This is a genomic window from Bacillota bacterium, assembly GCA_040754675.1.
Classification (GTDB): Bacteria; Bacillota; Limnochordia; order Limnochordales; family Geochordaceae; genus Geochorda.
The window spans coordinates 1-12,727 of sequence record JBFMCJ010000063.1 but is presented as its reverse complement, the minus strand read 5'-3'; the positions used below and the strand labels follow the sequence as shown (position 1 = coordinate 12,727).

General features: G+C 61.3%; 9 protein-coding genes and 2 pseudogenes. 9 read left to right on the top strand and 2 right to left on the bottom strand.

Going from position 1 to position 12,727, the window contains the following annotated elements; all coding sequences use genetic code 11:
* The first annotated feature begins 254 nt into the window (after window positions 1–254).
* Complete coding sequence (locus tag AB1609_05800; protein MEW6045980.1) at window positions 255–1,109, top strand: sugar ABC transporter permease; 855 nt, start codon at window positions 255–257, stop codon at window positions 1,107–1,109.
* Window positions 1,087–1,947: a carbohydrate ABC transporter permease gene (locus AB1609_05795; protein ID MEW6045979.1), complete on the top strand. Its 861-nt coding sequence runs from the start codon at window positions 1,087–1,089 to the stop codon at window positions 1,945–1,947. Before AB1609_05800 ends, AB1609_05795 begins: the two co-directional genes overlap by 23 nt.
* Before the next feature lie 57 nt (window positions 1,948–2,004).
* Here AB1609_05795 and AB1609_05790 read toward each other — a convergent pair whose 3' ends face one another.
* The gene (locus AB1609_05790; protein MEW6045978.1) at window positions 2,005–3,516 is read right to left on the bottom strand and encodes an alpha-N-arabinofuranosidase; all 1,512 of its coding nucleotides are present in this window, start codon (window positions 3,514–3,516) and stop codon (window positions 2,005–2,007) included.
* Between the two features lie 627 nt (window positions 3,517–4,143).
* Window positions 4,144–4,782, bottom strand: a pseudogene (locus AB1609_05785) (L-ribulose-5-phosphate 4-epimerase).
* A gap of 222 nt (window positions 4,783–5,004) precedes the next feature.
* Between AB1609_05785 and AB1609_05780 the strand changes: the two are divergent.
* The 7 genes and pseudogenes from AB1609_05780 to AB1609_05750 form a co-directional block, all read left to right on the top strand.
* Window positions 5,005–6,030, top strand: a complete 1,026-nt coding sequence (locus tag AB1609_05780) for a LacI family DNA-binding transcriptional regulator (protein ID MEW6045977.1) — start codon at window positions 5,005–5,007, stop codon at window positions 6,028–6,030.
* Window positions 6,031–6,074: 44 nt separating this feature from the next.
* Window positions 6,075–7,415, top strand: a pseudogene (gene araB, locus AB1609_05775) (ribulokinase).
* A gap of 113 nt (window positions 7,416–7,528) precedes the next feature.
* Window positions 7,529–7,963: a hypothetical protein gene (locus AB1609_05770; protein ID MEW6045976.1), complete on the top strand. Its 435-nt coding sequence runs from the start codon at window positions 7,529–7,531 to the stop codon at window positions 7,961–7,963.
* A 78-nt stretch (window positions 7,964–8,041) separates the two neighbouring features.
* Window positions 8,042–9,415 carry an arabinan endo-1,5-alpha-L-arabinosidase gene (locus AB1609_05765; GenBank protein ID MEW6045975.1) on the top strand — a complete coding sequence of 458 codons (1,374 nt, stop codon included), beginning with the start codon at window positions 8,042–8,044 and terminating at the stop codon, window positions 9,413–9,415.
* Between the two features lie 253 nt (window positions 9,416–9,668).
* Window positions 9,669–10,943, top strand: coding sequence for an ABC transporter substrate-binding protein (locus tag AB1609_05760; protein ID MEW6045974.1), 1,275 nt, complete (start codon window positions 9,669–9,671; stop codon window positions 10,941–10,943).
* Between the two features lie 140 nt (window positions 10,944–11,083).
* Window positions 11,084–12,001 carry a sugar ABC transporter permease gene (locus tag AB1609_05755; protein ID MEW6045973.1) on the top strand — a complete coding sequence of 306 codons (918 nt, stop codon included), beginning with the start codon at window positions 11,084–11,086 and terminating at the stop codon, window positions 11,999–12,001.
* A gap of 40 nt (window positions 12,002–12,041) precedes the next feature.
* A partial coding sequence (locus AB1609_05750; protein MEW6045972.1) for a carbohydrate ABC transporter permease occupies window positions 12,042–12,727 on the top strand: 686 nt, incomplete at its 3' end.

Sequence of the window (12,727 nt, the reverse complement as noted above, 5' to 3'; positions counted from 1 at the left end):
AGCCACGCAGCGCATGTTTACTGTATACATCTCGGGGCTTCTTGATGGTTTGAAACCCCGTCATTTCGGGACGTGTGCGAGTTGTGGAGTTCGCAACTTCGGATTAGGCAGCGTTGTAGCCTGAAACTGCACGCGGGGCACGGCAGGATACCCCGCTGCCGTGTCCCGCTCCGGCGCGGGAGGGCCCTGCCTTGGTTGCCTTGCGGATACATCGCGGACCGACGCTTCGGCAGCGTGAAGAGATCACAGGTGTCGTGTTTGCAGTGCCGGCCCTGCTGGGATTCATCCTGTGGTGGGTCGGCCCCATGCTTGCCTCCCTCGGCGTGGCGTTCACCGACTGGAGCCTCATCCGGGCGCCCCGGTGGGTCGGCCTGGCCAACTTCGAGCGGATGCAGGCGGACCCGCTATTCTGGAAGTCGTTGTGGGTGACCGCCTACTATACCGTGGTGGCCGTCCCCCTTAACCTGGTGGCAAGCCTGTTTCTGGCGCTTCTCTTGAACCAGCCGGTACGTGGGGTAGGTTTCTTTCGGAGCGCCTTCTACCTGCCGGTCGTCCTGCCTGCCGTTGCCACCTCAATAGTGTGGCTGTTCATCTTCAACCCCAACTTCGGGCTGCTCAATGCCTTCCTCGAAAGCCTGGGCTTGCCCGGCCAGCTCTGGATCTGGGACGAGGAGCTGGCCGTTCCGTCGTTGTGGCTCATGAACCTGTGGTTCAGCGGCGGCGGTCAGATGCTCATCTTCCTGGCGGCGCTGCAGGGAGTGCCGCGAAGCTTGCTCGATGCGGCGACGGTGGATGGCGCGGGGTGGTGGGCGCGGCTTCGATACGTGACCGTTCCCATGATTTCGCCGGTGATTCTGTTCAACTTCGTCACGGGACTCATCGGGACGTTCCAGATTTTTGCCCAGGGGTACTTGATGACCCAGGGAGGCCCCAACAACGCCACTCTGTTCTACGTACTCTACCTGTACCGGCAGGCGTTCCAGTTCGGGCGCATGGGGTACGCAGCGGCGCTGGCGTGGGTTGCGTTCCTGATCCTCGTCGTGCTTTCGATGGCAACATTTCGCTTCTCTTCGGGGAGAGTCTACTATGAGGCCAGAGCCCGCGAGTAGCCGTCGCCGCCGTGCCGGTCTCGTGCTGGGGCGGTTGGCGCTGTATGGCATCCTCGTAGCCGGAGCCATCGGGATGCTGGTGCCTTTCGCCTGGATGGTGACGAGTTCGCTGAAGGGGCGTCATGAGGTCTTCGTCTTCCCGCCCCGGTGGATTCCGAGCCCGCCGCGCTGGTCCAACTACGCGGAGGCGATGACGATCCAGCCGTTCGGCAGGTACTTCTACAACACCGTGATACTCGAGCTCCTGGTGATCCTCGGCACGCTGGTGAGCAACGCGATACCGGCCTACAGCTTCGCGCGGCTGCGCTGGCGGGGACGAGACCTGGTGTTCTACTTGCTCCTCAGCATTCTTATGCTTCCTTACTTCGTCACGCTGGTGCCGACGTTCATCCTGTGGTCCTTCCTGGGCGGCGTCAACACCTACTGGCCCCTTGCCCTGCCGGCGTGGTTCGGAAACCCGTTCTTCATCTTCCTGCTGCGCCAGTTCTATCTGACGATTCCGCTGGACCTGGAGGATGCGGCCCTGATCGACGGAGCAAGTTACGGCACGATCTTCGCCCGCATTATCCTGCCTTTGACCAAGCCAGCTCTCGCAGTCGTGGCCATTTTCACGTTTATGGGGGTGTGGAACGACTTTCTCGCACCCCTGATCTACCTCAACGACCCACGGAAGTGGACCGTGGCGCTCGGCCTTGCACAGTTCATTGGCATATACTCGCAGCGATGGGATCTCCTGATGGCTGCCTCGACCGTTGTCGTTCTTCCCATGATTCTCGTCTTCCTGTTCTTCCAGCGGTACTTCGTCGAGGGCATCACGCTGACCGGAATCAAGGGGTGAGCCCCAGGGGCTACAACCGGGCGCCGCAACCCTTGCCCCCGGGGCTGCCGCATCGGGCTACGGCCTCGGCCGGGCGAGCCGGATGACGTTCCACGACAGCCTGGGCAGCGTGGCGGTCACGGTGCCGTTGGCTGCCGCCGCGTCACCGCGGCTGTGGGGCACGACGTTGTTGGGGTGCTGTTCCGTGTTGGTGGCCTTGACATCGGCGTGCTCCAGCACGATGTGTTCGACGACGCGGTAGGCCTCGAACTGCCTGGCCTGGCACTCCAGCAGTACGGGCCCCTCCGTGTCTCGGTTCACCACGAACAAGGTGAGCTCTTCGGGGTCGGCCCTCAGCACGGCTGCGGCCTCGATCACGGGCACGTCGGTCAAATCCCGGCTGTCGTAAACGGGGCTGCTCACGACGGGGTCGAGGACGTCGCCCCGGCCGTACACCGATGCGTGCATGAACGGGTAGTAGATGGTCTGCGCCCACGCGCCGCCGCCGGTTCTGGTCATGATGGGCGCAATGACGTTGACCAGCTGCGCCAGGCACGCGATCTTGACCCGGTCGGCATGGCGCAGCAGCGTGATGAGCATCGATCCCACGAGGAGGGCGTCCTCGAGGGTGTAGACGTCTTCCAGCAGCGGTGGCGCCACCTGCCACGGCGCCACCTTCGCGGACGCCTCGTGGGAGTGGAACCACACGTTCCATTCGTCGAACGACAGGTGGATGGTCTTCTTGCTGCGCTTCTTCGCTTTCACGTAGTCGCACGTGGCGATCACGGTCTTGATGAAAGCGTCCATGTCGAGCGACTTGGCCAGGAAGTTGCGGGTGTCGTTTTCCGGGTTGCCGTAGTAGGTGTGGAGGGAGACGTAGTCGACGTAGTCGTACGTGTGCTCGAGCACCGTTGCCTCCCACGAAGGGAACGTCTCCATCTTGCTGTGGGAGCTCCCGCAGGCGACCAGCTCGATGGTCGGATCGACCAGCTTCATGGCTTTCGCGGCTTCCCGGGCGAGGCGCCCGTACTCCTCGGCGGTCTTCTGGCCGATCTGCCATGGCCCGTCCATCTCGTTGCCCAGGGACCAGACCTTGATGTTGTGGGGTTGGGCCCAGCCGTGGGAGCGGCGAAGGTCGCTCCAGTAGCTTCCGCCGGGGTGGTTGCAGTACTCGACCAGGTTTCTCGCCGCATCGATCCCGCGGGTGCCGAGGTTGACGGCCATCATGGGCTGCGCGCCGACCCTGCGGGTCCACGTCACAAACTCATTGACCCCGACTTCATTGGTCTCGACGCTGCGCCAGGCCAGGTCGAGCCTCTTGGGCCTGTGCTCCCGAGGGCCGATGCCGTCTTCCCAGTTGTAGCCGGAGACGAAATTGCCGCCCGGGTAGCGGACGATGGAGACCCGCAGCCCCTTGACAAGGTCGATGACGTCTCGGCGGAACCCCATCTCGTCGGCCTGAGGGTGCTGCGGCTCGTAAATCCCGCCGTAGACGGCTCGCCCGAGGTGCTCGATGAACGAGCCGTACAGTCGATCATCAATCCTGCCGATCTTAAAGTCCTTGTCGATAACCATCCTGGCCCGTTTCATCTTGGTTGTCATACTCCTCTCGTGCCCTTTCGGCAGAAGTCATGGTAGGGTCACCGCACACCCTTGCGTGCAAGTGTTCGGGTATCCAGGCTCCACCCAGGCCACCCCAATTCCTGGCAAGCAAAGCGCAGTCACCGGGTTAGTCGTAACACCTTTCCGTCCTTGACTATAGCATCGTACCGCTCCTTCCGTTGCGTTTCAGGACCGCTACTGAATCCGGAATCAGACCCCACGCGGCGCCGGCTCCCCAACAGACGGTGTGGCACGACCGCGCTCAGAGTCCGAGCAAGCCGACTTCGGCCGCAAGATGTAGCACCGTGTAGCGCGGCCGGAGTTCGGAGGCGGCGCTCATGGAGGTCGCAACCGGCTTGTGGACTTCCGGAAGCCCCTCCGACGACCTGGGGCGCCTGCTTCGTCCAGAAAAGCCTCAACGTCTTCGGGTCCCTCCGGGTACCTCTGAGCAACGCATAGCACCGTATCCCAGCGATCCTGGATGTGGCGCCGCCGCTCGGTCAGCTCGGAGTTGGTTCGTCTGAACCGGCGCCACGGCCCGTCCCGCCAGCTTCGCTGCTCGGCCAGCAACTGCCTGGACGCCTGGCGATCACGCGGCGCTCCAGGTCGCGCCCTTCACTGCCCGTACTTTTGCCGGTACGCCGCATGGGCGCGCCACCGCTTCGGGAGGGAGCGGTTGGGGCTTGCCTCGCAACATGGCCAGGTGAACGGTCATCGCCGCGTCCTCCACCATGACCGCTGCCTTCAACGCAGCCCACGGGTCCGGCCCGATGGTAAAGACGCCATGGTGCTTCACGAGCACCGCCGGCGAAGAGCCGATGTGCTCCACCACCGCCTTCCCAATGGCACCCCCGCCGACCGGTGCGTAGGGGGCACACGGGATGGGCCCCCCGAATTCGTCCGCAATGGCTGTCAGTACCGGCCAGACGGGTTCTCCCAGCTCGGCGAAGCTGGTGGCATAGGCGAATGGGCGTGGACGATCCCGCCCACATCGGGTCGGTGGCGGTAGATGGACAGATGCGTCGCGGTGTCGACGGAGGGCCGCAGCTTGCCTTCCACCACCCGTCCGTCGAGGTCGACCACTACGAGGTCCTCGGGCCGTAACCGTTCGTACCGGACGCCGCTGGGTTTGATGACGACCAGGCGTGTCTGGAAGTCCCGGCCCGAGGCGTTGCCGCTGGTCATCGTGACCAGGCGCTGGCGCGGCAATTCCAGGTTGACCTCCCACACAATCAAGCGAAGCTCTTCCAGCATCCGGACCCTCCTGTCTCGGTGAGTCCTCAACCCTACCTTGTACCATTAACGTTACCATGGCGTTCGACACGCCAGACGGCGGTTCCTGCCGGACATCCACGAGTCATGTTTGCGAACAGAGGCTCATCCTGCGAGTGAGGAAGCAACCGCCACAAATTCTCGTGCGCCCAGCAGGAATTCGCCGAGCCGTTCGGTAACGTTTATAGTGGAGAGGGCGAGCCAGTGAAATCTCGGAACCCAGGTCCGCGCCCCGTCACGCTACGCGACATCGCGCGAGAAGCCGGTGTCTCCATCAACACGGTGTCCCGGGCGCTCAATGGAAAGCAGGACGTGAGCGAGGCAACGCGGTCGCTGGTGCAGTCGGTCGCAGCACGGCTCGACTACCGACCCAACCAGCTCGCCCGAGGCCTACGCCAGCAGCGGACCGCCACCATCGGGGTTGTGGTGGCAGACTTGGCCAACCCCTTCTTCGCGGAGGTGGTGGAAGGCATCGAGCGCACCGCCTCCCAGGAGGGGTACAGCATCATCCTGGCCAACACGGAGGAGAACCAGGATCGGGAGCAGCAGGCGGTTCGGACACTGGTCGAGCGCCAGGTCGATGGCATCCTGATAGCGCCGACCCAGAGCTCTGATGACGCCATTCGCTATCTGATGCAACGACACGTTCCGTTTGTCCTGTTGGCGCGCTTTTTCGAGGGCCTAGATGCTCCGGCTGTCGTCAACGACGACCGGGAGGGAGCCCGCCTGGCTGTGCGCCACCTCATCCAACGTGGCCACCGTGACATCCTCTACCTCAACGGCCCGCCTTATAACTCGAGCGCTCGCTTGCGGCTTGCCGGCTACCGGGATGCGCTGGAAGAAGCCGATATCCCGTTTCGTCCGTCGCTGGTCATCTCCACTGACGCGCGTTCGACAGGGGGCTATGCCGCCATCCAGCAGGCCCTGGCCGGAGGGCTGAAGTTCACCGCCGTCTTTTGCTTCAGCGACTACGTCAGCTTTGGCGCCATCAAGGCGCTGCGCCAGGCCCGCCTGGCTATTCCGAGGGTCGTGGCGGTCATTGGTTACGACGACATCGACCTCTCGGCCATCGTCGAGCCGACGCTGTCCACCGTCCGCATCGCCAAGACCCGGCTTGGCCAGGTAGCAGCCCACATGTTGCTGGGGATGATTGGCGGTTCGAACGGCCTTGGCGAACGGGTCGGTGTGGTGGTGCTTTCGCCTCAGATGGTCATCCGGGAGTCGGCGTAAAAACACTTCGGCAAGACGTCCCGTATGAGCGGGGGGTTGAGGGCATGGTGACGACAGCAGGGGCCCGATATGCCATCGGGATCGACTTTGGTACCCTGTCGGGCCGGGCCGTTCTCGTGGACGTGGAGACGGGATAAGAAGTGGCCACGTCCGTCTACGAGTACCAAAACGGCGTCATCGACGAAACGCTGCCCGGCAGCACCAGGCAGCTTCCGTCGGACTTCGCCCTGCAGGATCCGGCAGACTACATCCGCACCGTCGAGACGACCATCGCCGAGCTTCTCCGGTCGGTCCGCGTCCGGCGCGAGCAGGTCATCGGGATCGGGATCGACTTCACCTCGTGCACGATGCTGCCGGTCAAGGCCGACGGCACACCGCTTTGCTTCCTCCCCGAGTTCCGGGACTACCCCCACGCCTGGGTCAAGCTCTGGAAGCACCATGCCGCTCAGGGCCACGCCAACCGCCTCAACGAAATTGCGCGCCGACGTGGGGAATGCTTCCTGGCTCGCTACGGCGGCAAGATCTCGTCGGAGTGGTTCTTCCCGAAGGTCTGGCAGATCCTCGAGGAGGCCCCCGAGGTCTGTGACGCCGCCGACCGGCTGATCGAGGCGGCGGACTGGATCGTGTGGTATCTGGCCGGGCGGGAGACCCGAAACGCCACCACGGCAGGCTGCAAGGCGATCTGGAGCAAGCGCGAAGGCTTCCCCTCCCGGGATTTCTTCGCCGCCCTCGACCCTCGGTTGGCCGACGTCATCGACCAAAAGATGTCCCGGCAGATCCTTCCCCAAGGTTCGCTGGCGGGAGGGCTCAAGCCGGACCTGGCCGCCCGGATCGGTCTTGTGCCCGGCACTGCCGTGGCAGTGGGCAACGTGGATGCGCATGTGGCCGTGCCGGCGGCGACGGTGGTTACGCCCAACAAGATGGTCATGGTGATGGGCACGTCCATCTGTCGCATGGTGCTCAGTACCGAGGAACACATGATGGAGGGCATGTGCGGGGTGGTCGAGCACGGTATCCTGCCCGGCTTTTTCGGGTACGAAGCGGGGCAGTCCGCCGTCGGGGACATCTTTACCTGGTACGTCGAGCACGGTGTGCCGCCGGAGTACCACGACGAGGCCAGGCGGCGCGGTGTCGGCCTGCACGCGCTGCTCGAGGCGAAGGCTTCTGCCCTGCGGCCAGGGGAGAGCGGGCTTCTGGCCCTCGACTGGTGGAACGGCAACCGGTCGGTCCTGGTCGACGTGAATCTGACCGGGATGATGGTCGGGATGACGCTGGCCACCCGCGCCGAGGAAATCTATCGGGCGCTTATCGAGGCCACGGGGTTCGGCACCCGAGTGATCATGGACGCCTTTGAAAGCGAGGGGGTCCGCATCGAGGAGGTCTACCCCTGGGACGGGTGGGACGGCTTGGAGCCGATGACCCGGAGATTCAGCGCAAGCTCGCGGCCATTCAGGAGTACGTACCGACTCAGGGCGTTCCGCAGGCGTCGCTCGAGAAGATGGTCAGGTTTGGGGTCGTGGTGGACCGGTGGGTTTGGGAGAACCACTGCAGCAACCTGCACAAGGAGGTTTTCAAGGAGCCTACGATGCAGTATCAGGAGATCATCGCGGGGACGGTGGGCGCCGAAAGCTCGTACGGTACCATCTTCGGGCGAATCAAGCCCGGGCTGTTCACGTACCTGCGCATCTCGACCGACGACGAGGCGCGCACCATCCGGGCCTACGTCGGAGAAGGCGAGCTGAACCGGGATCCCCTCTCCACGTCCGGCGGCTACGGCGTGGTGCGCGTGCCCAACTTCCAGAAGGTGCTGCGCTACATCTGCGAGCACGGCTTCGAGCACCACGTCAGCATCAACATGGCGCAAACGGCTCGGGTCGTCGAGGAGGCGCTGGGCAAGTACCTGGGCTGGCAGGTCTATCGGCACGAGAGCTGATGGGAGTTGGCCTTGGGCTCGAGGAAGCGTCGATTCGGTCCGTACTCACAGCGGGGTGGAAAATGGGGGAGTGCAACGGTGACGGCAGGTTTACCTGTGTTCCCACCAGAACCGCCCAGATACCCGATGTACGATCTGTCAAGCGTTAACGACGAACGAGGCTGGATGATCAACAACGTACACGATCCGGCGATCCGTAAGGATGGGCGATGGTATTACGTCTTTTCGACCGATCGAAAGGTAATGCGTGGCGACGCCTCACCCATGCGGCCCGGAATACAAGTCCGGCGGTCGCCCGATCTGATCCACTGGGAATGGTTCGGATATGCTTTAGATGGGGTTCCCGATGCCGCTCGTGAGTGGACGGGGGCGAAGAACCTGTGGGCCCCTGATGTCATTCGATTCGGCTTGACCTATTACTTGTACTACGCCGCTTCCACGTTCGGGACAAATCAGTCCTTTATCGGGGTGGCCACGAGTCCCGCGATCGAGGGGCCATGGACGGATCAGGGAGAGGTGTTCAAGACCCAAAGAGGTGATGTTCCAAACGCCATCGATCCCAATATCGTCCTGGATGCAGACGGGAATCCCTGGATGGTCTATGGATCGTTCTTCGGCGGCATCTACCTCTCTCGGATCGACCCGAATAACGGGAAGCTCGTCAACTACGGTGAGGGAACGCTCCTCGCGCGCAGACGCAGGAGCGTAGAAGGCGCAGTCGAAGGGCCCTACATCATACACAACCCGCGCTTTCGAAAGTACTACCTATTCGTTTCGTACGATTCCCTCTTTACGGACTACAACATCCGGGTCGGCCGCTCGGATCGCATCACGGGACCGTACGTTGACTACAACGGACACCGGTTGACGGACACGGATGTCGTACCACCATCGGAGGTAGGCACCAAGATCTTGGGTGGTTACCGATTCGGGAACGACGACGGCTGGCTGGCTCCGGGCCACAACTCAGTCTTGAGGGATGGTGGCGATTACTTCATCCTCCACCACGCCCGGGGCGGAAAGGATCCCGATTGGTCTTACCTTCACGTCAGACGGATCGTCTGGTCGGACGACGGCTGGCCCCTGGTCTCGCCGGAGCGATACGCCGGGGAATATGAGCAGGCCATCGCACCCAACGTACTCCCAGGCCGTTGGGAATGCCTCGTCCTGGATCGGAGTTCGAACGGAATACTTCAGTCGCAAAGCCTTGAGCTCGCGGGCGACGGTCGAATGGTTGCTCTGGAAGACGACAAACGTGGTCGCTGGGAGGCTGACGGTCTAAACCGGCTCTGTGTGTGGTGGGACTCGGAGACGGAAGACCAGGAAGATCGATCCTGGGCCGTTACCGCGAAGGTGCTCCCTGCGTGGGATTGGGAGAACTGGCGACCTACCCTGGTGTTTACGGGGATTACGCGTTACGGCACCTGTATCTGGGGCAAGAAGGTACCGTAGTTGCTTTTCAGCCAAGCGATTTAAGACGGAGAGACGGGTGACAACTCTCCCTTGTGCTCACTCCAGGATGCGGTTACAATGGAGCCGGGAACCTTCCCGGTAAGGTTTCCGGGAAAGCTTCCGGCCTCAACCAGCTTTTCATGTTGATGCCATCCCGTACCTAGGGAGGTGAGATTAAGGGGCTCTCGCTAGCAGTCGATTGCCTACATGTTACGGATCCGGTCCCGTGCATTTCACGGAGGGGGTAAAAGACGTGAGAAACACCCGAATTCTTCTGGTGGTAGCAGTGGTCGCCGTGTTGGCTGTCACCTTTGGCCAGGCCGTCAGCGCCAAAACGGTAATCCAGTATTGGACGCTTTTCACTGGTCCTGACGGCAAGTACATGGAACAGATGGGCAACAGGTTCAATCAGGAGAATCCGGACATCGAAGTGCGCATGCAGGTGTACTCGGGCGATCAGTACCTCAACAAGCTAACCCTCGGGGTAAGGACCGGAACGGCCCCTGATGTTGCGGTCCTCTACGATTCGATCATGCCGAGATTCATCGAGAACAACAGCCTTGAGGTGTTAAACGACGCCCTACGTAGCGTCGGAATCGAACCCACCGACTACCATCCTTTGCTGTGGGAGAAAGTGGTCTTCGATGGGAAAGTGTATGGGATCCCGCTGGGGTCCTACTCCTTGGGCCTTTACTACAACAAGGATCTCTTCAAGGCTGCAGGACTCGACCCCAACAGGCCCCCGACGACCTTGGAGGAGTTCATCGAGTATGGTAAAAGGCTCACGGTCGACAAGAACGGCAAACACCCGGGAGAGGAGGGATTTGACTACAATTCCGTGGAACAGTGGGGTATCGCCGTTGTCGGAGGATGGCAGCCGCGCCAGTTGTGGCAGTGGCTAACCACTCTATTTCAAAACGGCGGAACCGTGATGGACCCAGTGATGACGAAGGCGACTTTCTACACGCCCGAGGGGATAGAGGCTCTGCGAGTCTGGGTGGACTTCATCTATAAGTACCGCATTGCCCCTGACAAGGTGGCCGATCCCGAACTCCTGTTTATGACCAAGAAGATCGGTATGCACATGAACGGTCCGTGGATGGTCAACGCCTTCATGGAGAAAGGGTTGAACTTCGGGGCGGCTCCCGTTCCGCTCTTCGGGAAGCAACACGCAACGTGGGCCGGCACCCATATCCTCGTGCTGCCCAGGCAGAGGGATCGCAGCAGGATCCAGGCTGCTCTCCGTTTCGTCGACTGGCTGACGGAACACAGCCTTGACTGGGCAAAGGCGGGACAGGTTCCGGCGAGGCTCTCAGTCCTCGAGAGTAGGGAGTTCAAGGCTCTTCCCGTGCAGAGTGCCTTTGCTAGGCAGCTGGATTACGTGCGCTTTGAACAGCCCAACGAGCGCAACAATGAGATCGCCAACCGGCTCATTGCTGCCATTGAGGACGCCCTGTTGAACCGGAAGACGCCCGAACAGGCCCTGAAGGAGGCGGCTGAAGCAGTAAACAGCATTCTGTCCAGGTAGCGTTGTTCCACGTGAATTGAGGTAAGACCGGGCCTCGCCAATTGGGTACGTAGGGGGCGAGGCCCGGTCCGCCTAGCGTCATAACAACCTCACGAACGGCGATCTCGGTGAGTACCGGAGTCGGGGGGAGGTGCCGGCCGATGGCGGTGAAGCCATCGACGGTAAGTTGGCCCGTCAAGATGAAATACGCTAGATGGGTGAGCGATGACAGCCCCCTGGTTCCCTTTCTGTTCATTGCGCCTTACCTAGCTTTTTTCATAGTATTTACGGTCTACCCGATCATCCAGGGGATGGTCATCGCTTTCTCTGACTACGACCTGATCGCCGAAAGCAGCCGGTTCATCGGCCTCGCGAATTTCGAGGCGATTTTCGACCCCCAGAATCTATTTGTTAAGTCACTCACCAACACCGTGAAGTACGTCGTATTCGGGGTTCCCGTCTTTGTGGTGGTGGGTTTCATCATTGCGCTGGTCATGAACAGTGACATTCCGGGACGGATCGTTTTCCGTTCGGTCTTTGCCATGCCCTTCGTGATCAACGTAGCAGCGATGTCACTCATGTTCCTTTGGATGTTCGACTCGCGGGTAGGGATTATCAACTACTACTTCATGAAGCTTGGCCTGCCACCGCAGGAATGGTTGAGCCACCCCACTTCCGCGCTCGGTGTCATCATTTTCGTCAGCTTGTGGTGGGGCCTTGGCGGCGTATACCTCCCCTTCTTAGCCGCGCTCCAGGATATTCCCCAGGAGTACTATGAGGCAGCGGCTATCGATGGCGCAAACTCACTCCAGTCGTTCCGGTACATTACAATCCCCTGTCTGAAACCCACTATGCTTTTCGTCACGGTGACACAAGTTATCGCAGGCTTCCAGGTATTTGGGCAGGTGCTCCTGATCACCGGCGGCGGCCCCGCGAACAGCACCCGGGTTGTGTTGCAGCACATTTACGACAGCGGGTTCCAGTTTTTCAGGCTCGGTGAAGCGTCGGCCATGGCGTGGATTCTGTTTCTGATCCTGATGGGGATCACGGTGACTCAGTTCCGGCTGATGCAGCGGTAGTGGGAATGTGTAGAATCAGGTAGCAGGAGAGTGAGATACTGTGCGAGGACTGTTGGGCACAATCATGTTCGGCCTTCTTGTCGTCGCGGCGGTAGCTTGGGCGAGCCCGATCCTCTGGTCGGTGTCGACCTCGTTCAAGCCGAACTCGATGAGCATCGAGTACCCGATCCGCTGGATTCCAAAGCCGTTGACGCTCGAGAATTACATTACGGTTCTGACAACCAACAGGTCCGTCAAGATCAGCCTCGCCCTTGTCAATAGCGTTTACGTCGCGATTGTCACTGTGGCTCTGGTCGTGATCACGAGCGCTCTGGCAGCCTACGCCTTTGCCAGGCTGAAGTTTCGCGGTCGCGAGACACTCTTTTGGATTTCCATTTCGACGATGTTCATCCCACCGCAGATCATACTCGTTCCCCGGTTCCTCCTAGTGTTTCGGATGGGGCTCCTGGACAATCATCTTGCGTTAATCCTCCCTTCGGCAGCCAGCGCGTTCGGCGTGTTCTACCTCCGGCAGTTTTTCCTGTCCATTCCCCACGAACTTGAAGATGCGGCGCGGATCGACGGGTGCAACAGGTTCGACGTGTTCTGGCGGATCGTGGTCCCCCTGTCGAAGCCAGGAGTTGCCACGCTTGCGCTCTTTACCTTTCTGGCCAGCTGGAACGACTTCATGTGGCCGCTCATAGTGCTGAACAGCCAGGAGAAGATGACGGTACCGGTCGCTCTGGC

Bases quoted from the DNA above. Each gene is read 5' to 3' on its own strand.
- AB1609_05795 (MEW6045979.1), top strand. From the start codon at position 1,087: ATGAGGCCAGAGCCCGCGAGTAGCCGTCGCCGCCGTGCCGGTCTCGTG.
- AB1609_05790 (MEW6045978.1), bottom strand. From the start codon at position 3,516: ATGAAACGGGCCAGGATGGTTATCGACAAGGACTTTAAGATCGGCAGG.
- AB1609_05770 (MEW6045976.1), top strand. From the start codon at position 7,529: ATGGTCAGGTTTGGGGTCGTGGTGGACCGGTGGGTTTGGGAGAACCAC.
- AB1609_05755 (MEW6045973.1), top strand. From the start codon at position 11,084: ATGGCGGTGAAGCCATCGACGGTAAGTTGGCCCGTCAAGATGAAATAC.